The sequence below is a fragment of the Saccharopolyspora spinosa NRRL 18395 genome, assembly GCF_000194155.1.
Classification (GTDB): domain Bacteria; phylum Actinomycetota; class Actinomycetes; order Mycobacteriales; family Pseudonocardiaceae; genus Saccharopolyspora; species Saccharopolyspora spinosa.
Genome location: NZ_GL877878.1, coordinates 1,204,697 through 1,226,736, shown reverse-complemented (window position 1 = coordinate 1,226,736; position 22,040 = coordinate 1,204,697). Strand labels below are relative to the sequence as shown.

Genomic DNA, 22,040 nt, shown 5'->3' with positions numbered 1-22,040 from the left:
CAGCCACCCGCCGGCCGCCGTGATGTGCCAGCATGATCACGATCACGCCGAGGGAAATCGGGGGAGCACATGCACGACGACCGCCGCATCGTCGAACAGCGCCTCGACCGGGTACTGGCCGAACGCCTACGACCTGCCTACTACTCCGAAACACTGCCCTGCGAGGTCGCGGTCTGGCACGCGCCCGGCGAACCGGTGCCGGCCGCGGAAGCGTTGCGCGCCGATTACGCGCCCGCCGCCATCGGCGAAGCCTGGGGACCGGCGTGGGGCACCAGCTGGTTCCGGCTGACCGCGACCGTGCCGCCGCAGTGGGATCGCCGCGTCGTCGAAGTCGTGGTCGACCTCGGTTTCGACGACGACAGCCCCGGATTCCAGTGCGAAGGTCTCGCCTACAGCCCCGACGGCGCCCCGATCAAGGGACTGCACCCCCGCAACACGCACCTGCCCGTCGGGCGGAACTCCGTCGGGCGCGAACATACCTGGTACGTCGAGGCCGCCGCCAACCCCATCATCCTCGGGCCCAACGGGTTCCAACCCACCGAACTCGGCGGTCAACCCACCACCAAGACCCCGCCGCTGTACCGGCTGCGGCGCGCGGAACTCGCCGTGCTCGACGAACCGGTGTGGCAGCTGGTCCGGGACGTCGAGGTCCTCGACCAGCTGATGCGGCAACTTCCGGTGGACTCCCCGCGCCGCCACGAGATCCTGCGCGCCCTGGAACGCATGCTCGACCGCCTCGACCTGCACGACATCTCCGCCACCGCGCCCGCCGCCCGAGCCGAACTCGCCGGCACCCTGGCCCGGCCCGCCCACGCCAGCGCGCACGTGATCTCCGCCGTCGGCCACGCCCACATCGACTCCGCCTGGCTGTGGCCGCTGCGCGAAACCGTCCGCAAAGTTGCCCGCACCACCGCCAACGTCACTGCCCTGATGGCCGAACACCCCGACTTCCACTTCGCGATGTCGCAGGCCCAGCAGCTGGCCTGGATCAAGCAGCACCACCCGCAGTTGTTCGACCGCGTGCGCACCTTCGTCCACACCGGGCAGTTCGTGCCGGTCGGCGGGATGTGGGTGGAAGCCGACACCAACATGCCCGGCGGCGAGGCCATGTCCCGCCAGTTCGTCCACGGCAAGCGCTTCTACCTCGACGAGTTCGGCATCGAGACCCGCGAGGTGTGGCTGCCGGACTCCTTCGGCTACAGCGCTGCCCTCCCGCAACTGGTCGCGCTGTCGGGCTCGCGGTGGTTCCTGACCCAGAAGATCTCCTGGAACCAGACCAACAAGTTCCCCCACCACACCTTCTGGTGGGAAGGCATCGACGGCACCCGGGTGTTCACCCACTTCCCGCCCGCCGACACCTACAACTCCGAGATCACCGGCGGCGAACTCGCCCACGCCGCAGCCAACTTCTCCGAACGCGGCTACGCCACCCGCTCCCTGCTGCCCTTCGGGCACGGTGACGGCGGGGGAGGACCCACCCGCGAAATGCTCGCCCGCGCCTACCGCACCGCCGACCTGGAAGGCTCCCCGCGGGTCCGCCTGGACACCCCCGAAGAGTTCTTCACCGACGCAGAAACCGACCACGCCCGCCCAGCGGTGTGGTCCGGCGAGCTGTACCTGGAGATGCACCGCGGCACCTACACCTCGCAGGCCAAGACCAAGCAGGGCAACCGCCGCAGCGAACACCTGCTGCGCGAAGCCGAGCTGTGGTGCGCCACCGCCACCATCGCCACCGGCCGAGACTACCCGCACGAGGCCCTGGACCGGCTGTGGAAACTGGTGCTGCTGCACCAGTTCCACGACATCCTCCCGGGCTCCTCGATCGCATGGGTGCACCGCGAGGCCGAGGCCACCTACGCTCGCATCGCCAACGAACTCGAAACGATCACCGACGGTGCGCTGCACGCCCTCGCCGGTGAACCCACCCGGCCACTGACCTTCAACGCCGCCCCGCACACCCGCCACGGCGTCCCCGCGCTGGGCGCCGCCACCAACACCAACACCGCGGCACCCACCGCCACCCGCCACCCCGACGGCGCCATCACCCTCGACAACGGGCTACTACGCGTCACCATCGACCACCGCGGGCTGCTGACCTCCGTCTACGACCACGCCGCCGAACGCGAAGCACTGGCCGGCCCGGCGAACCTGCTGCAGCTGCACGCCGACCACCCCAACGCCTGGGACGCCTGGGACCTCGACGCGTTCTACCGCCACCACACCCGCGACCTCACCGAACTCGACGAACTCGACGAACTCGACCTCGACGGCGCCACCGTCCGAGTTCGCCGCAGCTTCGGCAAGTCCGCACTGGTGCAGCACATCAACCTCGCCGCGGACTCCCGCCGCGTCGACATCGACACCGACATCGACTGGCACGAAACCGAGAAACTGCTCAAAGCCGCCTTCCCGCTGGACGTGCACGCCGACCGCTCGGCCGCAGAAACCCAGTTCGGGCACGTCCTGCGCCCGACCCACACCAACACCTCATGGGACGCGGCCAAGTTCGAGATCTGCGCGCACCGCTTCCTGCACGTCGCCGAACCCGGCTACGGCCACGCCCTGGTCAACGACTCCACCTACGGCCACGACATCACCCGCGACACCCGCCCCGACGGCGGCACGACCACCACCGTGCGGCTGTCGCTGCTGCGCGCGCCCCGCTTCCCGGACCCCGACACCGACCACGGCCACCACCGGCTGCGCTACGCCCTGGTCGCCGGGGCCGACATCGGCGAGGCCATCCGCGAGGGCTACCGCATCAACCTGCCCGAACGCACCATCAGCGGCTCCCGCCCGGTGGAGCCGCTGATGGCCGTGGACAACGACGCGGTGGTCGTCGAAGCGGTCAAACTCGCCGACGACCACAGCGGCGACGTCGTGGTGCGGCTTTACGAGTCGCGCGGCGGCCGGGCCCGGGCACGGTTGACCATCTCCTTCCCGGCAACGTCGGTGACCCGCACCGACCTGCTCGAACGTCCGCTGGCCGAACCGGATGCCACCACCGACGCATTGGACCTGCGGCTGCGTCCCTTCGAGATCCGCACCCTGCGCTTCGCCCGCCCCACGCAATGACCACGCACCTTCCCGACGATGTGGTCCGCCGCGAAGACGGCCAACCAGTCGCGGAACTGGCCACTGGTACTGGGCTGACCGAGGTCCCAGGCACGATCGCGCGCATGCGGCAACTGTGGCACTTCGACCTCGACGGCAACAACATCCGCCACCTACCCGCATCGCTCGCGACCGCGACGCCGCCGCAGCTCAGCGATTACCTCTACCGACCTGCAAGCCCTGGACTACCTCAACCTCGCCGGCAAACAGCTCACCGAACTACCCGCAACCCTGGGCGGCATGAAAAACCTTCGCGAACAGTGGCTCTACAACAACGCACTGACCGAACTGCCGTCCACGCTGGACGGTTTGCGCCGGCCGCGGGACCTGCACGCACGCAACCGCCGGATCACCGCGCTGCCGGACTCCCTGCCTGGCCCGCGCCAGTTGCAGCACCTGGAACTGGCGCAACAACCCACTGCAGCGCCTGCCGGAATCCACCGGCACGCTGCCCGGACTGACCCACACGGCCCTGCCGCGGCTGACCAAACTCGACCACCGCCCCGGCTGGCTCGACGACCTGCGCCACCGGGGATGCGCGGTCCTGCTCTGAAACGCCGCGGCCAGAATGTCGCTGCTAGGGCTTCAGAAACGCCGGGTTCCGCCCGCTCCGATCGGGTCGTTTCCAGCAGCAGAACCCGCATCGTAGTGCTGAAAACACCCGTTTCCAGCAGCAGCGCGGGGTTTTCCCGCAGCATCGGCCTGTGCCATCACCGGCGGTCCGCACCTAGTGGTCTGCCCAACCTCCCTGATTGGCAACTGGCGGCGCGAGCTGGACCGGTTCGCGCCGGTCCTGCCCGTGGTGACCTACCAGGGAACGCGCCGGAAACTGCCCGATTCGTTCGCGCTTGGGACCGTCGTGGTCACCAGTTATCCCGTGCTGCGCAAGGACGAATCGCTGGCCAGCACCGAGTGGGACGTGGCGATCTTCGACGAAGCACAGCAGATCAAGAACCCGACCACCCAGGTCAGCCGGGCCGCGGCCCGGCTGAGCGCACGGGCGCGAATCGCCATGACCGGTACCCCAGTGGAGAACCGGTTCGACGAGCTGTGGTCGATCCTCAACGTGACCAACCCCGGCCTGCTCGGCCCCCGGGCCCGGTTCCGGCGCCGCTTCGCCGCGCCCATCGAGCAGCGCCGTTCTGCCACTGCCGCGACGGCACTCAACGCGCTCGTCGCGCCTCACCTCCTCCGCCGCACGAAAACCGAGGTGCTGAGCGAGCTGCCGCCGAAACAGTATTCGACGACGATCTGCACCCTGACCGGTGAGCAGGGGCGGCTCTACCGGGAAGCCGTCGACCGGGCCTTCGCCGACGGGCTCGGCGGCGGTATCGAACGGCGTGGCCGGGTCCTAGCGCTGCTCACCTCGCTCAAACAGATCTGCAACCATCCCGCGCAGTTCCTCCGCGAGGAACTTGCCGGACCCGGCCGTTCCGGCAAGTTCGACCGGGCCGCCGAGATGCTGGCCGAGATCGCCGACGACAACGACCGCGCGCTCGTATTCACCCAGTACCGGGCGATGGGAGAGCTGCTCTCCACCCACCTGTCCGAGGTCCTGGGCACCGGCCCGGTCCCGTTCCTGCACGGCGGGCTCTCCGCCGAGCGGCGCGACCAACTGGTGCGCTCCTTCCAGGAGGACGACGCCTCGCCGATCCTGTTGCTCAGCCTGCGCGCCGCCGGTTTCGGGCTCAACCTGACACGGGCCTCCCACGTCATGCACTACGACCGCTGGTGGAATCCAGCCGTGGAAGAACAAGCCACTGACCGGGCCCACCGGATCGGCCAGCAGCGGACCCTGAACGTCTACACCCTCGTCACCGGCGGCACCATCGAAGACCACATCACACGACTGCACGAAACCAAACGTGGTTTCGCGAACATTGTGTCCGGCGACACCGAAGCCGTGCTGGCCGAGCTGTCCGACGACGAGCTGCGTGCCGTGCTGGACCTCAACGCGGGAGCACTCACCTGATGATGCCCGAATTCGGAGCCACCACATGGGGCCGGGCCTGGGTTCGGGCGATCGAACCGACCGGCGTATCCGCCCCGAACCCGTTGCTGCCCAAGGCACGCACCCTCGCCCGCAACAAAGCGGTCACGCTGACACCCGAGCCGGGACGGGTGATAGGCAACGTAGCCACCGCGGGTGCGGTGCACCATGTGCGAATCGACTTGCCTCTGTGGACGGTGCGGGACAGCGCGGAAGCCGAACGATTGCAGGCGAAAGCACTGGCCAACCACCTTGGTCTAGCCCCCGGTGATCTACCCGACGAGCTCGAAGAGGATCTTCGCCAACACAAGATCGCCATCGCGGTTTGTCTCGATGAGCAGCAGGCCGACTGTGACTGCCGCAGCCAGCGGCGGCCCTGCATACACATCCTGGCCACGCTGTACACCCTGGCCCAACTCATCGACGAACGTCCCGCACTGGCCATAGACCTACGCTCGCCCACCGCAGAGCGGGCCGAACCACCAGACCCGGACTGGATCCCACTGACCGAACTGGACGCACAACGCTTCTACGGGGACTAACGCGAGGCGCGCACATCGACGTGCCAGTAGATCATCACACCAGGGCCACCGTAGCGCTGGTGCCACTGGTCGCGGGTGATGAAATGCCGCCGCACATGCCGCAGCATGGCCTCGGTCTCACCGTGTTCGCCGGTGTCCACAAGCTGGCGGATCCCGATATTCGTCCCCAGCGCGAACAGGCACAACAGCAACAGGCGCCGGAACATGCCCCGCTCGGTGACCTCGCGCGAGGCCACCGAGGAAAACTCCGTTGTGAACTCGGTGAGGAAGTCGGCGTCCTGGAGCACATCCAGCGTGCCCCACCGGCGGATCACCGAGCCGTTCCAGCGCAGTGCCCATGCGCTGGCGCAGGTCGCGATGAACTCGCTGAGATCCAGCGGTTGACGCAGCTCGGCGTAGTACACGTCCCGACTGGTCTCGAAATCCGCCGGCAGATCGTCCCCGGGGTTGCGCCACTTCCCGGCGTCGGCCACATAAACCTCGCGGCGCCGCAGGGCGTCCCGCAGCGCCACCAGCACACACAGCTCATACGGGATGCGCTCGACCCGGCCCCGCCCGTCGACCACCGCTTCCCGCCACGCCTTGGGTACGACCCCGTGGAAGGGCACGGTGCCGACAGGGTCGTAGAAGCAGCCTGCGTCCGCGCGCCGTAGACACCGTCCACCGGCACGGACGCGCCTTACCCCAGCAGCAGCAACTGCTACGCCGTCACCGACGGACCCGACGCTTCCGGCCGCCCCAGCGGCCATACCTCGAAGTGCGCCACGGCTCTGCCGGTGGCCGCGCCAACGGCCTCCCACAGCTCTGGTAATCGTCCGACGAGCCACCCGCACATCCCACAGCACCATAGACAATCCCAAACCGGACGACCATCATGATCAGGGCCGAGCCCGGAAAACCGAACCGTACGCGCAGCAGCGCCGCGACCCGGTAATTGTTGGCTACATACCCACCAACATCCGGTCAACAAGCCACCAGGTGAGATGGCCCGGATGGCTCGATCACGTCATCGAGCGCCGTCACGACCGAACCGCCACCACGTCCCTGTCTGTGACCAACCAACCACCGCGGACGGGGGAGTGCGCCAGATGGACCGGTTCGTCCAGTTCCTGCGCCGGCAGCTCGACATCGATCTCGAACTACTGCGCGTCGCCAGGGAAGACGCGGAAACCGGCTCCACCCGCGCATGCCTGATCACCCCGATCCGGGGATTCCGCGAATGCGAACTCAAGGCCCGCCTGCTGACCACCCACCACCACTGCGGCAGCGGCGAGGGCCCGTGCGACGCACTGGGGGAGAGCTATCCGCCGGAAGACGAGCGCGGCTGCCCCACCCGAGCCCTGCTCGGCCTGCCCTATGCCGACCGCCCCGGCTACAGCGCCCGCTGGCGACCCTAACGGGTCCGCGTGGGTCGCCCGCCGCCCCGGGATCGCGTCAGGCATCAGGGGCCAGGACCTCGACTGTTCCCGCAGCTCCATCCACCTGCACCCGATCACCGCTGCGCAGACGCGTGGCATTCCCGCAACCCACCACGGCAGGAATCCTCAACTCCCGAGCCACGATCGCAGCATGCGACAACGGCGCACCCACATCCGTCACCACCGCTGCGGCCCGCGGGAACAACGGTGTCCACCCCACGTTCGTCACTGTCGTCACCAAAACCTCGCCCGGTCGCAGCGATTCGCCCTCCGCGATCGAGGTCAGCACGCGGGCCGTTGCCGCCACGACACCAGCCGCACCCGCGAAACCGCGCACCGAATCCGACACTGGACGCGCCACCTCACACCGCGCGGCACCAGCTCCGCCGCCGCAAGCCCGTTCCTTGACCGGATGGCGCCGCCTCAACCGCGCCCACGCCACATCCCGCGCAAGTTTCTTCCGCGCCAGCAACTCGTCCGGATCCGCCGCCGAACGCAGACCTGCCAGCTGCCAGCCGATCCACTCCGGACCCTCGGCTGGCCGTGGCACCGACCCCTCGAACTCGTCCGGGCACCGGTGCCCCGACCGCCGCGCGAAGGACCCCGGTCAATCTCGCCGCGCGCCACCTCACCCAGGCCCACCACAGGGCCTGATACTTCGCTTCTGCGCTGTCCAACGATTCGTCCAGGTAAGCCACCGTGGCCGCCGCGAGGCGCTGCGCGTATTCCGAGGTGGGCTCTGTCCCAGCGGTCAACGTCTGGCACACCACCTCGGCCAGCAACTCCGCACGCACCTCGTCGGAGACCGTGGAATCAGCCGGAAGCAGCGGAATCAGAATCCGCTGCCCGCGCCGCTGACGTTCGAGGGAACGATCCCGAGTCCCATCCGCTACCCAAGCCTCCACGATGCGGCCGGAACCACGCACCACTCCATCGGGGTAGGTCGGCTGATGCGGCGAATCGCCAGGCCGGGCAGGTAGGCCTCCTGGTGGCCGCAGGCGCGGGCGACGGCGACGAACGCGATCGCGCTGGAGAGGGTGGTCACCGCCACGGGATCGCCAGGCTTGACAGGTAGAAGCCGAAGACGCCGACGCCGAGCGAGTACACGAGCACCAGAACCAACACATGGTCGAGGACAGCCGGTTCTGCGGGGCGGCGTAGGAGATCCACACGACGAACCCGAAGACGATCATCGGGTAGGCCATCGCGACGACGAGCCCGTAGATCGTGAACAGCATGCCCGCCTGGGAGGTGCTGAAGCCGGTCTGGGGCACCAAGTAGAGTCGGAGAGGAATGCGTGTTCGAGGCCGTCGCCGGAACCAGGGGGCGGTGGCACGCACCATCAGGGGACCGCAGACTGGTGGGCCGGGGGAGAGGTGCACGCTCAGCACGGCATGAGGGGGACTCTAGGGGGACTGGGCTACTCGCCGCGCGTCACAGACAACCAACGCGCCAAAACGCATGCGGCGCGTGGAAGGGATGCCTTGGATTCATTGGACAGTGCAACGGAAGTTCTCTCCGTTTGATGGATAATGTTGATTATCCATCAAACGGAGAAGGGCCTACAGGGGTGCACCAGGGGCCTTCGCGGGGGATGGCGGGTACCCACCCATGCTGATCAACTTCTGTCACGAATGGATGCTCCTACAAGCTGCTTCTCCGACGACGGCGCATCGCGCGCCTGTCGGTCGATCATGCGGCAAAGTCGCTCCAACGTCGTAGGCTTCCTGGCGAATCAGGATCGGCCCGCCGTAGATCATTTGGATCTTCGTGGATCGAGCCGGCTCCATCGATGCTGTAGATGAGCCCTACGTTCGACCGCCCAGTTTTGTCACTGTGACGTTAATAGGTTGCTGGACGGACACAGGGTCCCTGGGAGAAGCAAGCCTGTTTGCTGCGGGAGAGCTTGGCCTGGTCGACATGTCGCGCCATCAGCTGGCTCGTCGAGCTCGGCCATCCGCGCGACGACTGCGAGAACGAAGCGCCACAGGCGTCGACTCATTGCGACGCGCCTTCAGGGTTCGCGTCCGGATGCGTCATCGGCAGGTCCCGTCGGCGCCCAGTATGAAGTCGCGTCGTCCAGCTCATCGACACAACGCCAGTCGATGTCCGATGTGGCCAGTGACCAGAGCCGACGAGGCGCAACAAGGCCCTTCTGGGCTCGTCGCCGCAGCTCGATCAAACGCCGATAATGTACATTATGTTAAGTAATAGATTCGGGAGCTGATGAGAGGTTCGACCGCAGCCCTCCTCCAGCCGGACACGTCCGTGGGTTTCGGGTCGACGCCACGAAGTCGTGCAACATCGACGGGCACCACTGCCGCCGACGCCAGCGGTCCGTCTCGACGATTCTGTTGCGTCGGCACCCTTTCGAGCAGTGCGCCGAGATCAGCTGGGCTGCACACCGGGTTGGTTCGTGCCCATCGCTGCCCGGCGACCGACCGCCGATCTCGACGCCACTCCCCTTGCGTCCAAGGCTGAAATCCCTCCATCAGTGGTTATGCCGGGGGAAACGGTGCTCCGGCAGGTCGCCGCGATGCCGCCCCCGCCGGATGATGAACGGCGAACCCAGTCCACTCCACGACAGAAAGACCCGTGCGCTCGTACTTCTGGAGGCATTGGTGGCAGTCCTGTGCAGACCGGCGGTTGCAGTGCCCGAACATGTCATCACGGCGGAGGAAACCCTCGAACTCGCCCGACGTGTCCACGCCGACCATCCACAACTCCCCCTGGTTCTGCGGTTGATCAGCAACACCGGGGTCCGCAAGCGCCACCTCATCCGCCCCATCTCCGAAACGCTGCAGCACCCGGGGTTCGAGGCGCGCAACAGGATCTACGAGGAGCACGCCAAGCAGCGCGTGCCCGCCGTCGTGGCCCAGGCCCTGACCAACTCCGGATTGCGCGTGGAGGACATCGACCTGCTGGTGTACGTGTCGTGCACCGGGTTCATGATGCCGTCGCTGACGTCGTGGCTGATCAACTCGATGGGGTTCCGCCACGACACCCGGCAGTTGCCGATCGCCCAGCTCGGGTGCGCCGCGGGCGGTGCGGCGATCAACCGCGCCCACGACTTCTGCACCGCCTACCCCGACTCGAACGCCCTGATCATCGCTTGCGAGTTCTGCTCGTTGTGCTACCAGCCCGACGACCACGACATCGGTTCGTTGTTGTCCAACGGGCTGTTCGGTGATGCGGTCGCCGCTGCTGTTGTGCGGGGTGCCGGTGGTAGCGGGGTTCTCCTGGAGCGCAACGCCTCGGCGATCATCGCGGACACCGAGGATTGGATTTCCTACCAGGTCAAGGACACGGGTTTCCACTTCCGGTTGGACAAGCGGGTGCCGACGACGATGAAGCCGCTGGCGCCCGCGCTGCGCGCATTGGTGGATCGTCATCGGTGGGATGTCGCCGGCCTGGACTTCTACATCGTCCACGCTGGCGGGCCCCGGATCCTCGATGATCTCACGAAGTTCCTGGGGGTGCCGCCGGTGGCGTTCCGGTTCAGCCGGGCGACGCTCACCGAGTACGGCAACATCGCCAGCGGTGTCGTGCTCGATGCGTTGTTGCGGATGTTCGACGAGGATTCGCTGACTGCCCGGGCGCGTGGACTGATCGCGGGTTTCGGTCCTGGTATCAGCGCGGAGATGGCGGTCGGCAGTTGGTTGCCGGATCCGCAGGTGTCGTTCGTCCGTCCTCGGAGTGAGTCCGTCCCGTCGTTGGGAGGTCGTTGATGTCGGATGGGTGCCCTCTTCGGTCCTACGATCCGCCGAACATTTCCGGGGTGGGTTTCGACCCGGATCTGGCCGAGTTCCTCCGGGAGGAGCCGGTGGCCCGGATCCGGATGCGCTTCGGTGAGGGCGAGGCGTGGTTGGTGACGCGGTACGAGGACGTCAAGTTCGTCACCTCGGATCCGAGGTTCAGCCGGGCGGCGATCGCGGGTCGGCCGTTTCCGCGGATGACCAAGCACGTCATCCCGTTGGATCGGGCGGTGAGCTATTCGGATCCGCCTGAGCATGCGCGGATCCGGCGGGTGGCGGCGAAGGTGTTCGCGCAGCGCAACGTCGAGCGGTTGCGGGTGCGTGCCGAGCAGGTGGTGGCCGAGCGGGTGGATGCGCTGGTGGCTGCGGGGCGGCCTGCTGACCTGGTCGAGCACGTGGTGGCGCCGTTTCCGATGACGATGATCGGTGAGGTCGTGGGCATTCCGGTGGCTGACCGGTCCTGGTTGATGTGGTGCGCGGAGACGTTGTTCAGCATGGCTCGTAACGAGGCGGAGGTTGCCCGCAACGGTCGGATCAAGGATGAGTTGTACGAGTACTTCCAGAAGTTGGTGGCGCGCCGTCGTGCGTGGCCGCGTGATGATCTGGTGACGGTGCTGGCGGATGCTCGTGATCGTGGCGAGATCGGTGATGAGGAACTGGGTGCGTTGGTGGTGCTGGTGTCGCTGAACGGGTGGCATGCGGTGCGCTACAACAGTTCGAGCATGTTGTACGTGCTGTTGACCGAGGCGGGTTTGTGGGAGCGGTTGGTGGCTGAGCCGGGGCTGATTCCGAATGCGGTGGAGGAACTGCTGCGCTTCGTTCCGCATAAGCGCGGTGTGGGGCAGCCGCGGGTTGCCACCGAGGATGTCGTGATTCGGGGTGTGCGGATCCGGGCTGGGGATGTCGTGCACATCTCATATGTGGCGGCTAATTGGGATGCGGAGGTGTTCCCGCATCCGGAGCGGGTGGATCTGGATCGTGCGGAGGTTCCGCATCTGGCTTTCGGGCACGGTCCGCATTACTGCGTGGGTCCGTTGTTGGCGCGGATGGAGGCGCAGGTTCTGCTGGGGGTGTTGTTGGATCGTCTCCCCCGGCTTCGGTTGGCGGTTTCGCCGGATGAGGTGCGGTGGCGGCGGGACGTCATGATCCGTGGTCCGGTCGATCTGCCAGTGGCCTGGTAATCGTTGTTGGTTCAGGGAAGGTGCTGGGTTGATGGAGGGTTTCGTCGTTCCGCCTGGTGATGGGAAGCGCATCGTCACGGGTGCGCAGGATGTGACCTTCAAGGTCACCGGGGCGCATTCGATGGCGGCGTCGAGTTTCGAGGTGGTGGTGCCGCCCGGTTTCGATGTTGGTGCGCATGTGCATGCCCGCAGCGAGGAGTTGTTCTACGTGCTGGAGGGTGAGCTGGAGGTGTTGGCGTTCGAGCCAGTAGTTCGCGACGGGGATGGTTGGTCGGAGTGGGAGGGCGAGTCGGGTCAGCGGGTGTGTCGTGCTGGTCCGGGCAGTGTCATGTTCGTCCCGCCTGGTTGTCCGCATGCTTTCGCCAATCGGGGTGATGTGGTGGCACGGATGTTCTTCCAGTCTTCGCCGCCTTCGAATCATGAGCGGTATTTCGAGGAGTTGTTGGAGATCCTGGATGCACCGGGTGGTGTGGATCGTGCTGCGGTGGCTGAGCTGCGTTTGCGTCATGACATCGAGCAGTTGACGCCGTTGCGGTTCGAGTCTTGATGCCCGGCGTCGTATGCGGTTGCTGCACTTCCTCGGCGGTGGTCAGCGCTGGGTGAACGTCGCGTGCTTGGTGGGTTCTGAGGCCTGGGCTTCGGGCATGGTGGCGACGGTGCTGCTGGTGCACGGCAATTTCCTCGGGCCGTGGTCGTGGCGTGATGTCGTTGCTGGTCTGGCGGATTCGGGGTGGGGTGCATGGTTGCGGACTTGCCCAGTGGGTTCGGTGGTATTCGCGATGCTGCTGGTGATCTGCACGATGATGCCGGGCATGTGCGGGAGGTCCTGGATGCGGTGTCCGGGCCGGTGGTGCTGTGCGGGCATTCGTATGGCGGTGCGGTGATCACGGAGGCTGCTGTGGAGTATCTGGCGGTGCGGCGGCTGGTGTATCTCGCTGGGGCGTTGCCGGATGTCGGCAGAGTTTGGCGGATCTGGCTCCCTCCTTCTGCGGAGCCTGGGGCGCGGGAATCGGTGCGCTGGCGCAGGGATGGCATGTTGGGGTGTGAGTAGCAGCCGACCGTGAGCTGGTCCGGCGGCATCGTGGCCAGCACAACCGTCTCGGATTCAGCCTTCAGCTTTCGACGGTGCGGTATTTGGGGACGTTCCTGGCGGATCCGCTGGACGTGCCCACCGTGGTGGTGGACTTTCTGGCGGAACAGTTGGAGATCGCCGACCCGTCGTGTGTGAAGTCCTACGCCGAAAGACAGGCCACCCAGTGGGAGCACACGGCGGAGATTCGCCGCGAGTTCGGCTACCGGGACTTCGCCGATGCCGCCGACGAGGTGGACGAGTTTTTGGCGGCGCGGGCCTGGACGCGGGTGGAGACCTCGAAAGCCCTGTTCGATGCCACGGTGACGGTGTCCCGGTGGGCGGTGGTGCGGCCGTTTCTGCCGCTGTTGGCCGAGGCCATCCCGTTCGGGGCGACACCGGCCGGCCAGCCGGTGCTGGACGCGGTGGCCGAGTTGCCCGAGCTGATCGGCCGCAAGAAGGTCCGCATCAGCGAGATCCGCGAGGACCTGGTGGTGGGCTCGTGGCGCAAACTCGTGACCGCTGGCGAGGATCTGGAACCAGGGTGCGTGGACAAGCACGCCTACGCGCTGTGCGTCCTGGAGGCGCTGCACCGTGCGTTGCGGCACCGCGAAGTGTTCGCGCGGGACTCGAAACGCTGGACTGGTCGAACTGGCTAGCGTCTCGCCCGACGCGGGGGCCGCTGCGGGGCCTCGACGGCACGGCCGCAAGTGGACGCTGTACTCGCCCGACCCGGACTACACGGCGATGTTTGCCTCGCCCACCCGCGTGAACGTCGCTTTCCCGGTGTTCGCCGAGACACGTGGCGACAGTCCACATGAAACAATTGGGCAATGGTGCCTCGGATTCTGGCTGTGGGCTCAGTCGTTCTGCTCGCGCTGAGCCTGGGGTTGCTGTTCGCGCACGTGCTTGAGATGGCTCCGAAGCTGGGGTATCCGCCGGAGCTCTATACCCGGTTGAACACCTCGCTGTACCCGTTTTTTGGCACCGTCGGGGCTGTGGTGGAGGTAGGCGCGCTGTTGACGAGCGTGGCTCTCGCGATACTGGTCCGCCGCAACCGCGCCCTGTTCGTTCCCGTTTCCGTGTCGTCGGTGATCCAGGGATTGGTGCTGCTGCTGTGGTTCGTCGTGGTGTCTCCGGTCAACGATGCCTTTATCTCGGCACGGCCGCGGGTCCCGCCGGGTTTTCCGGGGCTGCGCACGAGCTGGGAAACCGGTCACGCGATCGACGCAGCGCTCTTGCTGGTCGCGCTAGTCGTTCTGGTTACCGGCCTGGTCCGCCCGTCGCTGGCGGCCAAAGCATCGAAAACGTGATCCTACGGAACTCGGCAGCCCTGCCCGGAAACCAGACGTGCATACGAGTCCGGTCATCCGTGCAACTGACACCGGACATTGGCACCAGCGCACCGATAACCATTCCGCGAATACGATCTGCCGCCCCAGCCCGGAAAGGCTACCGACTCCCGCGCGCCACGGTTCGTCGCTGAGCACGGCCAGCTCGTCCAAGTCGAGGTCGACGCCCTCGAACCCGACGACCTCCGTCACCTCTTCGACACCGCCATCGCCCGCTGGTGGAACCCCGCCTCCTACGAAGCAATCCTTGAGGCCGACGACCACGACCGAGATCAGCTCGATGCGCAGTGATCAGCCCTCCAGCTCTTACCGGAGGATCTTGTTCGGCTGCTACTCACGCCCCATGTTGGAGTTGACTTCGGACTCCGCGCGGGAGGAGTTGTTCCACGACTGTTTTGCGTGGCGGGCCGCGGAGGCGGTTTCGCTGTTGCGGCTGAGCAATCCGGTTGGCGGTGGGCAGGGTGTGCGGGCGGCGGCGTGGCGGGGGGTGCCGGTGACTTTTGATCGGTTGCCGGAGTTGGTCTCGGCGTCGGTGGTGTGGGATGAGATCGAGGTCGTGGAGTTGCCGACCGGGCTCTGTCCCAATTGGTCGCGGCCTGGTTTGGTCGCTGCGCTGCTGGTGGGTCTGGCGCGGTCGTCGGGCTGATGGCGTTGGGGGGCGGGTGCGGTGGTTTCGTGCCCGCCCCCTGGGCGGTTCAGTTTTCGGGTACGGCCATTTCGCCCAGCAGGGACCAGTCCTGCTGGGCCAGGGTCGTGTTGATGATCCGTGGGGTTTCGGCGAGGTGCGGGGGCAGTGTCTGCTGTGCCTTCTTGAAGTGTTCGGACTGGACGTGCTCGGCGCCGGCTTCGTCGTCGCGGAAGGCTTCGACCAGGACGTATTCGTTGGGGTCGTCGAGGCTGCGGGACCAGTCGAACCAGAGGCAGCCGGGTTCGGCGCGGGTCGCCTGGGTGAATTCGGCGGCGATCTGCGGCCACTGGTCGGCGTGTTCGGGGCGGACTCGGAACTTGGCGGTAATGAAGATCATCGCGGGTACTCCTCCAACCGGTTGAGTTGCTCGGGTTCGGGAACGCCGAAGATCCTAGGTGTCTTTCTGCGGGGTCGTTGGGGCTGGTCGGCGGTGATTCAGCTGGGCGATTGGGGTGTGTTCAGCCCCTCTGCGGTTTCCAGCCGGTTGCGGGCGTAGGAGAAAATTCCGCGGAGCAGCCGTGGATGTCGCCGATGATGGTGGTGCGTCGCACTCGGCGAGCCTAGGTAGGTGCTGTTTCGGCGGGCAGAGGATTATCCGCGCTCCGGTCTCACGGTGTGTCCCGCAGGTGTTGTGCGTAGTGCTCGCGCAGTTGTTCGGTGCGGTCGGTGGGCCAGGGGCAGCGGATGTCGCCGTGCAGGGCTGCGAACACGATCTCGAGGTAGACCTGCCATGCCGCCAGCAGGGTGGCGCGTTCGGTGGCCTGGGTGGCGGGCAGGGTGTGGGTCAGTGTCAGTCGGGTGCCGATGGGGTTCTGGTCGCGGAGCTGGAATCGCACGGTGCCGTTTGGTTGCCAGGCGTATTCCAGGACGTTGGGGGCTTGGATGTTGGTGAGCGCGCCGGCCTGGCCGAATCCGTGGGTGCTCTGCAGTGGTGGTTCGTCGCCTGTGGTGGGGTGGCTGTCGCCGGTGATGAGGGCCCAGACCTGCTGGGGTGGTTGGACGAAGTCGCGTTCGAAGTGGATCGTCCAGCCGTTGTCGGTCGGGCGGAGTTCTCCCTCGCAGAGTCCGAATTGCTCGGTGTAGGCCTCGGCGCGTTCGAACCAGGTCTGCATGGAGAATTCGGCGGTCGTGCCTTCGAGGCGGGCGGTCAGGCTGTCGAGGCAGGCGTCCCAGCCGGCTGCGTGGCGGGCGGTGGACGGGCGGTCGCTGTCGGGTCCGCGCAGGGTGTGGCTGAACACCAGCAGGCAGCCTTCGGGGTGCGGGAGCAGTTCGCAGCGGATGACGTCGGTGTTCCAGCGGAAGGTGAAGACCTTCGGTGGGTCGGCTTCGAGGATCTCCCCGTCGTCGGAGGTGTCCGATCCTTCGAAGGTGAAGTGCATCGGTGTGCCGGGGGTCGGCTGGTCGAAGTCGATGTGGGCTGGGAACCAGTGGGTCAGTTCGGTCGGGTCGGTGATGGCGCGCCAGACCTTCTCCGGTGGGTGGTGCAGTAGGCGTTGCAGGCGCAGCACCGGGCGGTCGCCGATCATCGTGACGGTCGTGTCGGTGTTCATGGCTGGGTGTCCTCTGGGTCGGGCATGTTGTCGAGGTGGCGTTGCAGGGCGTCGAGCCGGTCGTGCCACATTTGCCGGTAGGGCGCCAGCCAGGCGTCGATCTCGGCGAGCGGTTCGGGGCACAGCCGGTACCAGCGGCGTTGGGCGTCTTGGCGGACTTCGACCAGTCCGGCCTCGCGCAGCACCTTGAGGTGTTTGGACACGGTGGGTTGGCTCAGCGGGAGGTGGTCGACGAGGTCGCCGACGGCTCGTTCCCCGGTGCGCAGCAGGTCGAGGATGTTCCGGCGGTGTGGTTCGGCCAGGACTTCGAAGGTACTTGCCACTCCGTCAATATAGCCGACGGGAAATATTCCTGTCCGGTAGTGGGTCGCTCAGGCGGTGAGCACGGCCTGGGTCTGGGGGGTGTGCCTGATGCGGCGCGCGGAGTCGTCCAGCAGCAGCTCCGTCTGCACCGCGATGCTCATGCGGCCGATGTGCAGCGGACGGCTGGCCGCGTGCAACGCTGTGGCATCCAGTCCAGGTGCCCGCGGACCTCTTCGGCGCTCGCGGCGTCGATCTGCACGCCCGGCGATACCGCGAACGGCAGGAGTGCGACGAGTTGCTGGTGGTCGACGGCGGTCACTGAGATTCCTTGGCGAGAATCCGGGTTGCGGCGGTGACGAGTTCGGCGTTGTCGGCGGCGACCTGCCCGTCGGGCAGCAGCAGCGTGTCTTCCAAGCCGATGCGGGTGGCCAGGCCGCGGCGGGCGGCGACGGTGAGTACCGGCCACGCCCCGGCGGCCTCGCCGTGCAGCAGGATCGGCGTCGCCGCCGGGCGCAGCCGCTCCAGCAGCGCTTCGGCAGTGGTCGCCGCGCCCCGCGCGGTCAGGTCGGTGACCTCGGCCAACACCCGCAGCACCCGCCTGCGGTGCGGGGAACGCAGGAACTGGCGGTCGCCGTCGGTGCCGGAGAAGATGCCCGCCTCGATGCCGACACCGCGCTCCAGCAGCACGGCTGCGACATGGTCGGCGCCGGGTTCGTGCCAGTTGACCGAGGCGTGATCGGGCAGCACGGTCCACGCCCGGATGGCCCGGATCCGGTCCGCCGGGTCCGGGGCGGTCCACACGGCGGTGGTGACCCCGACCGGGACTCCGGGGGCCGCGGCCCGTACCGCGCGCAACGTGGCTGCGACCAGGTGCGGATCGAGGCTGTCGGTGCCGTCGGGCGCTTTGGGGTGCAAGTGGATGTCGGTGGCGCCGGCGGCGATGCTGTCCGCGGCGGCCTTGGCCAACTCCTCCGGGCGCACGGGCAGGTGGAAGTGCTCGCGCGGTGACCGCGCGCCGTTGAGGCAGACCTGCAACATGCGCCGATTCTCCCCCGATCCGACGTGCGCGCGGAAGTTGGCGACCCATTTCGTGATCATCTTCAGCTACGTCGCCTCGCCCGGATCGGCGACGCCACGATCACCCGGCGGTGTGGCGGAGGTACTAGCGTGGTGGCGTGGTGTTGAGCAACCGGATCCTGCGGGGCGTGGCCAGCGGCGAGATCACCCTGGCGTTCCAGCGCTGGCCCAGCCCGCAGGCGCAAGCCGGATCGAGGCTGCGCACCGCGGTCGGGCTGATCGGCATCGGTGAGGTCACCGAGGTCGATCCAGGCCGGATCACCGAAGCCGACGCCCAGCGCGCGGGCTTCACCTCCGCCGCGGGACTGCGGTCTTCTTTGGACAAGCACGGCCGCGGCGCGGTCTACCGCCTGGCCCTCAGCTACGACGGCCCCGCACCCGAGCTGCCACCGCAACCGGTGGATCTGCGTCCGCGCGAACGGGTCGCGATCGACCGGCAACTGGCGCAACTGGACGTCTCCGCCCCGCGCGGGCCGTGGACGAGGACCGTCCTGGAAGCACTGCGGCGGCGCCCCGGCTTGCGTGCCGCCGAACTCGCAGCCGACCAAGGACGGCCGGTGTCGCGCTGCAAATCCGACGTGTGGCAGTTGCGCGAGCTCGGCCTCGTCGAACCCCACGAGGCCGGGTTCCGGTTGTCCCCGCGCGGAAAGTCCTACCTCGACAGTCCCTAGAAACGGTGCCCTGTGACTGTCGATCAGGTCCACCACGCCCACCGCAACACTGGGCCACGCGCACTGACGTCTCCCCCGACGACGCCGAATCCGTCCTGTACGTGGCGATCTGGGCGTACAGCAGCGGCGACGCCGCCACCACGCACCGCGCTCCCGAAGCAGCCCGGGCCTTCCTTCCGGACAGCGAGCTGGCCCGGCTGCTGTCGGCGAGCACCGCCGACAGCGATGCCACCGCGGTCTGCGACTCGCCCGCAGTGTTCCGTCGGTCGTGGCGGACGACGTTGCCGAGGCTGGCCTGGGCCGCGCGCAGCCGCACGATGCTCGACAAGCCCTGGGCGAGTGTGTCGTGGATCTCGCCATCGGGGCAGGTCAGTTGGACGTCACCGGGCGGCTCCCAGCGCGGCCAGCTGGTCGACGGAGGCTGATCATCTGGGGGTATGCGGCGACCTACGCCGAGAGCCAGCGCCGGCAGGCCCTCATCGACGGCATCACCCGCACCCGCGAGCAGTTGGCATCCACCCAGCACCAGGCGGGCGTGGCCGCCGACCGGGAACGCCTGGCCCGCGATTCGCACGTCGGAGCCGGCGAGCTGCTGGCCGAGGTCACCTGCCAGCACCAGGTCGCCACCATCATGGTCACCCACAACACCGAGTACCTCGACCACGTCGACGAGGTGGCCGTGATGCGCGATGGGCGCCCTGACCCGTTCAGTAGTGGGTGCCCATCGCTGAGCGCACCTCGGCCAGGGTCGTCTCGGCGATGGCGTTGGCTCGTTCGTTTCCTTCGCGCAGTATCCGGCGAAGATTGCCGCGATCTTGTGCGAAGGCGGCACGGCGTTCCCGCATCGGTGCCAGGTGCTCGTTGACCGCCTCGGTGACGGTGCGCTTCAACGCCGCCGCGCCCCCGGAGCCGATGTCCTCAGCGACCTCGTGCGGATCCCGTTCGGTGCACAACGCCGCCAGCAGCACGAGGCTGGAAACCTCCGGGCGGGACTGCGGGGCGTAGGTGATGTGGCGCTGCGCATCGGTCTTCGCGCCCCGGATCAGTTGCGCGGTCTCGTCGGCCGTGGCCGCCAGCGTGATCGCGTTGCCGCGGCTTTTGCTCATCTTGGTGCCGTCGGTGCCCAGCAGCAGCGCATCCGGTTCGGGCAGCAGCCGCCCGTAGCGGTCGTTGAAGCGGCGCGCGATCGTGCGGGTCAGCTCCAGGTGCGGCAGCTGGTCCTGGCCCACCGGCACCAGATTGGCCTTGCAGAACAGGATGTCGGCGGCCTGGTGCGCCGGGTAGGTGAACATCAGGCCGCTGACCGCCGCGAATGGTTGATCTCGTCCTTGACCGTGGGGTTGCGGCTCAGCTCCGCCACCGACACCAGGCTCAGGAACGGCAGCAGCAGCTGGTTGAGCGCCGCGACCGCGCTGTGGGTGAAGATCGTGGCGCGCTGCGGGTCGATCCCGGCCACCAGGTAGTCCAGCATCAGGTTCTGCACGTGCTCGTCTAGGCGTTCTGCGACATCGCGGTCGGTGAGCACCTGGTAGTCGGCGACGATCACCAGCAGCTCCACGCCCAGGCGCTGCAGCCGGACCCGGTTGTGCAGGGTGCCGAAGTAGTGGCCCAGGTGCAGCAGCCCGGTCGGACGATCCCCGGTGAGCACCCGGAAATCGTTGGGGCGCACCGAGATCAGCTCCTCCAGCTCGGCGCTGCGGCGCGCGGCGGTGGATGTCTCGATCACGGTGGTGCTGAGTGGCCGCTCCTAACCGGAGCGCCACCACGCGAGGCACGCACTGCGAATCACGCCGGCATCCTAACCCGCCCCGCAGTTGCGGGCGGCATGGTGTGGTCAGGGCAGCTCAAGCGTCATCTTGGTCCCGGTGATGGTGAACCCCAGCCGCGCGTACAGCTGTTGCGCGGGATTACCGACCGTGACGGCCAACCCCACCTCGTTCCAGCCCTGCTCGCTCAACCACGACATGGCACGCCGCAGCAGCAGTCCGCCCAGCCCGGCGAACTCGGTGGCCGGGCGGCGGAACACATAACCGACCCACGGAACGCCGTCGCGGTCGTTGACCACCAGACCCGCCACGACCCGGTCCTCGGCATCGACGACCAGAGCGCTGCACGCCAGCACCGGCCCCAGCACCCGGCCGGTCAGCAGCGGTTGCAGCAATTCCGTCAGCACCTGCTGATCGCTGTCGGGAACCCGGTCCGGATGGTCCGGCGGGAACGCCTCCCGCCATGCGCCGAGCAGCTCCGACGCCGGGCGACCACAAGCCACCACCCGCAGCGGCTGCGCCGGGAGCAACCGCGCCCACTCCCGTGGCGGTGGATCGGACCGCAGATCGCGCCGCATCGCATGCCGCTTCAGCCGCGCTCCTGCCCGCCGCAGGGCCTCACCATCGGAGGGAGCGGTCAGCACGCTCCATCCCGCCAACTCCGCGCGCAGCAGCTCCAACGCGTCCGGCCCGTCGATGGCCAGCACCTGGATGGTGTGCGACGCACCGGTCACCGGCGCGTAGGACACCGTCGTGGTCTCGTTCGACAGCACCGAAGCCTCACCAGCGAGGACCTCTTGCAGCATTTGACGATGCCTACACCCGAGCACCGATCCAGGCAAACGTATTAGCTCGCCCGCTGCCATTTCGGTAAAGAGCCGGGGCCCGTTCCTGGTGGAACAAATGCGTTGACGGCCACGGCGGGCGTACCGCTAAGATCATCGGCATTATGAAGAACTGACTTCGAGCCAGGCCCGCGTCCGAGGCTTCCGCGCCCCCTTCCACCAGGTCCGCGTTGAACCGTGCCCGGCGGGCAACTGTCATCGAATCCCCGGTGCGTGAGATTCAGTGTCCTTCCTCCTGCTCGCACGTGGTCTTGTCAAGTTCTATGCGGACGGCGATCCCGAAATCCTCGCTGCCTGCGGCGAAACCCTCGACGGGGCCCAGCCGCACGACATCTGGAACGCCGACCACCGCGCCGAAGTCGTCCAACAACACCTCGCCGCGCTGCCGGGCACCGTCGTGCTCGCCAGCCACGACCGCATGTTCCTCGACGCGGTCTGCACCGACTTCCTTGACCTTGACCCCGCCGTGAACGGGCCCACCTGCTGCGGAGGCGCCGAACGCGCCCGCTGGCAGCGATACACCGACGAGCAGAACGAACTGGCCGCCCTGCGCCAGGCGGTGGAGGTCACCGCCCGCCAGGTCAGCCGCCACGGCATGCGCCGCGACAACGCCACGATGGCCTACGACTACCCCGGTGGCCGGGTTCAGAAGCAGATCTGCCGCCGGGTCCGCAACGCGCAGCACCGCCTCGACACCCTCACCGCTGAGCAAGTCCGTA

Annotated in this window: 25 protein-coding genes; 13 read left to right on the top strand and 12 right to left on the bottom strand. The window is 67.5% G+C overall.

Features of this window, described 5'->3' with window-relative positions:
• Window positions 1–69: 69 nt before the first annotated feature.
• The 3 genes from SSPN_RS0106180 to SSPN_RS0106170 all read left to right on the top strand — a co-directional run bounded on the left by SSPN_RS0106180 (window position 70) and on the right by SSPN_RS0106170 (window position 5,646).
• Complete coding sequence (locus SSPN_RS0106180) at window positions 70–3,075, top strand: alpha-mannosidase (protein ID WP_010692966.1); 3,006 nt, start codon at window positions 70–72, stop codon at window positions 3,073–3,075.
• Between the two features lie 769 nt (window positions 3,076–3,844).
• Entirely contained in the window at window positions 3,845–5,086 is a 1,242-nt protein-coding gene (locus SSPN_RS42680; RefSeq protein ID WP_010692965.1) for a DEAD/DEAH box helicase, read from the top strand.
• Window positions 5,086–5,646: an SWIM zinc finger family protein gene (locus SSPN_RS0106170; protein ID WP_010692964.1), complete on the top strand. Its 561-nt coding sequence runs from the start codon at window positions 5,086–5,088 to the stop codon at window positions 5,644–5,646. The genes SSPN_RS42680 and SSPN_RS0106170 overlap by 1 nt, the downstream gene beginning before the upstream one ends.
• On the opposite strand, the gene SSPN_RS0106165 is transcribed toward SSPN_RS0106170, so the two are convergent.
• Entirely contained in the window at window positions 5,643–6,254 is a 612-nt protein-coding gene (locus SSPN_RS0106165; protein WP_044572623.1) for a Tn3 family transposase, read from the bottom strand. The genes SSPN_RS0106170 and SSPN_RS0106165 overlap by 4 nt on opposite strands.
• A gap of 480 nt (window positions 6,255–6,734) precedes the next feature.
• Between SSPN_RS0106165 and SSPN_RS0106160 the strand changes: the two genes are divergently transcribed.
• On the top strand, window positions 6,735–7,043 hold the full coding sequence (locus SSPN_RS0106160) for a DUF6221 family protein (protein WP_010692962.1): 309 nt from the start codon (window positions 6,735–6,737) through the stop codon (window positions 7,041–7,043).
• Between the two features lie 37 nt (window positions 7,044–7,080).
• On the opposite strand, the gene SSPN_RS0106155 is transcribed toward SSPN_RS0106160, so the two are convergent.
• From SSPN_RS0106155 to SSPN_RS61495, 3 genes are all read right to left on the bottom strand, one after another.
• Window positions 7,081–7,614, bottom strand: a complete 534-nt coding sequence (locus SSPN_RS0106155; RefSeq protein WP_010692961.1) for a PEP-utilizing enzyme — start codon at window positions 7,612–7,614, stop codon at window positions 7,081–7,083.
• Window positions 7,615–7,953: 339 nt separating this feature from the next.
• Entirely contained in the window at window positions 7,954–8,115 is a 162-nt protein-coding gene (locus SSPN_RS56455; protein WP_010692960.1) for a hypothetical protein, read from the bottom strand.
• Window positions 8,106–8,234, bottom strand: a complete 129-nt coding sequence (locus tag SSPN_RS61495) for a hypothetical protein (RefSeq protein ID WP_010692959.1) — start codon at window positions 8,232–8,234, stop codon at window positions 8,106–8,108. The genes SSPN_RS56455 and SSPN_RS61495 overlap by 10 nt, the downstream gene beginning before the upstream one ends.
• A 1,481-nt stretch (window positions 8,235–9,715) precedes the next feature.
• Between SSPN_RS61495 and SSPN_RS0106140 the strand changes: the two genes are divergently transcribed.
• The 7 genes from SSPN_RS0106140 to SSPN_RS0106105 all read left to right on the top strand — a co-directional run bounded on the left by SSPN_RS0106140 (window position 9,716) and on the right by SSPN_RS0106105 (window position 15,067).
• A complete protein-coding gene (locus SSPN_RS0106140) occupies window positions 9,716–10,792 on the top strand; it encodes a type III polyketide synthase (RefSeq protein WP_010692958.1) in 1,077 nt (358 codons plus the stop codon).
• On the top strand, window positions 10,792–12,000 hold the full coding sequence (locus SSPN_RS0106135) for a cytochrome P450 (RefSeq protein WP_044572620.1): 1,209 nt from the start codon (window positions 10,792–10,794) through the stop codon (window positions 11,998–12,000). Before SSPN_RS0106140 ends, SSPN_RS0106135 begins: the two co-directional genes overlap by 1 nt.
• A gap of 31 nt (window positions 12,001–12,031) precedes the next feature.
• Complete coding sequence (locus SSPN_RS0106130; RefSeq protein ID WP_010692956.1) at window positions 12,032–12,547, top strand: cupin domain-containing protein; 516 nt, start codon at window positions 12,032–12,034, stop codon at window positions 12,545–12,547.
• A gap of 192 nt (window positions 12,548–12,739) precedes the next feature.
• Entirely contained in the window at window positions 12,740–13,051 is a 312-nt protein-coding gene (locus SSPN_RS48635; RefSeq protein ID WP_083821844.1) for an alpha/beta fold hydrolase, read from the top strand.
• Between the two features lie 14 nt (window positions 13,052–13,065).
• A complete protein-coding gene (locus SSPN_RS0106115; protein ID WP_083821611.1) occupies window positions 13,066–13,728 on the top strand; it encodes a DUF4158 domain-containing protein in 663 nt (220 codons plus the stop codon).
• Window positions 13,729–13,983: 255 nt separating this feature from the next.
• Complete coding sequence (locus SSPN_RS48630; protein WP_143539634.1) at window positions 13,984–14,382, top strand: hypothetical protein; 399 nt, start codon at window positions 13,984–13,986, stop codon at window positions 14,380–14,382.
• Window positions 14,383–14,668: 286 nt separating this feature from the next.
• On the top strand, window positions 14,669–15,067 hold the full coding sequence (locus SSPN_RS0106105) for a hypothetical protein (protein WP_010692937.1): 399 nt from the start codon (window positions 14,669–14,671) through the stop codon (window positions 15,065–15,067).
• A gap of 49 nt (window positions 15,068–15,116) precedes the next feature.
• Here SSPN_RS0106105 and SSPN_RS0106100 read toward each other — a convergent pair whose 3' ends face one another.
• The 5 genes from SSPN_RS0106100 to SSPN_RS0106075 form a co-directional block, all read right to left on the bottom strand.
• Entirely contained in the window at window positions 15,117–15,446 is a 330-nt protein-coding gene (locus tag SSPN_RS0106100; protein ID WP_010692935.1) for a putative quinol monooxygenase, read from the bottom strand.
• Window positions 15,447–15,717: 271 nt separating this feature from the next.
• Window positions 15,718–16,659, bottom strand: coding sequence for an SRPBCC family protein (locus SSPN_RS0106095; protein WP_010692934.1), 942 nt, complete (start codon window positions 16,657–16,659; stop codon window positions 15,718–15,720).
• Entirely contained in the window at window positions 16,656–16,982 is a 327-nt protein-coding gene (locus SSPN_RS0106090) for an ArsR/SmtB family transcription factor (protein WP_010692932.1), read from the bottom strand. The genes SSPN_RS0106095 and SSPN_RS0106090 overlap by 4 nt, the downstream gene beginning before the upstream one ends.
• Before the next feature lie 137 nt (window positions 16,983–17,119).
• Window positions 17,120–17,281 carry a hypothetical protein gene (locus tag SSPN_RS58230; protein ID WP_158309529.1) on the bottom strand — a complete coding sequence of 54 codons (162 nt, stop codon included), beginning with the start codon at window positions 17,279–17,281 and terminating at the stop codon, window positions 17,120–17,122.
• Window positions 17,278–18,060 carry a 3-keto-5-aminohexanoate cleavage protein gene (locus tag SSPN_RS0106075; protein ID WP_010692918.1) on the bottom strand — a complete coding sequence of 261 codons (783 nt, stop codon included), beginning with the start codon at window positions 18,058–18,060 and terminating at the stop codon, window positions 17,278–17,280. The genes SSPN_RS58230 and SSPN_RS0106075 overlap by 4 nt, the downstream gene beginning before the upstream one ends.
• Before the next feature lie 80 nt (window positions 18,061–18,140).
• Between SSPN_RS0106075 and SSPN_RS0106070 the strand changes: the two genes are divergently transcribed.
• Both SSPN_RS0106070 and SSPN_RS0106065 read left to right on the top strand, forming a co-directional pair.
• Window positions 18,141–18,710, top strand: coding sequence for a hypothetical protein (locus tag SSPN_RS0106070; RefSeq protein WP_101377327.1), 570 nt, complete (start codon window positions 18,141–18,143; stop codon window positions 18,708–18,710).
• Window positions 18,711–18,811: 101 nt separating this feature from the next.
• Window positions 18,812–19,135: a hypothetical protein gene (locus tag SSPN_RS0106065; RefSeq protein WP_010692911.1), complete on the top strand. Its 324-nt coding sequence runs from the start codon at window positions 18,812–18,814 to the stop codon at window positions 19,133–19,135.
• Window positions 19,136–19,417: 282 nt separating this feature from the next.
• Here the strand turns inward: SSPN_RS0106065 and SSPN_RS63225 are convergent, their stop codons facing one another.
• The 3 genes from SSPN_RS63225 to SSPN_RS0106055 form a co-directional block, all read right to left on the bottom strand.
• Window positions 19,418–20,002, bottom strand: a complete 585-nt coding sequence (locus SSPN_RS63225; RefSeq protein WP_272941727.1) for a tryptophan--tRNA ligase — start codon at window positions 20,000–20,002, stop codon at window positions 19,418–19,420.
• Window positions 20,002–20,436, bottom strand: coding sequence for a hypothetical protein (locus SSPN_RS63220; RefSeq protein WP_272941726.1), 435 nt, complete (start codon window positions 20,434–20,436; stop codon window positions 20,002–20,004). Before SSPN_RS63220 ends, SSPN_RS63225 begins: the two co-directional genes overlap by 1 nt.
• Window positions 20,437–20,544: 108 nt before the next feature.
• Window positions 20,545–21,282, bottom strand: a complete 738-nt coding sequence (locus SSPN_RS0106055; protein ID WP_010692910.1) for a GNAT family N-acetyltransferase — start codon at window positions 21,280–21,282, stop codon at window positions 20,545–20,547.
• Window positions 21,283–22,040 lie beyond the last annotated feature (758 nt).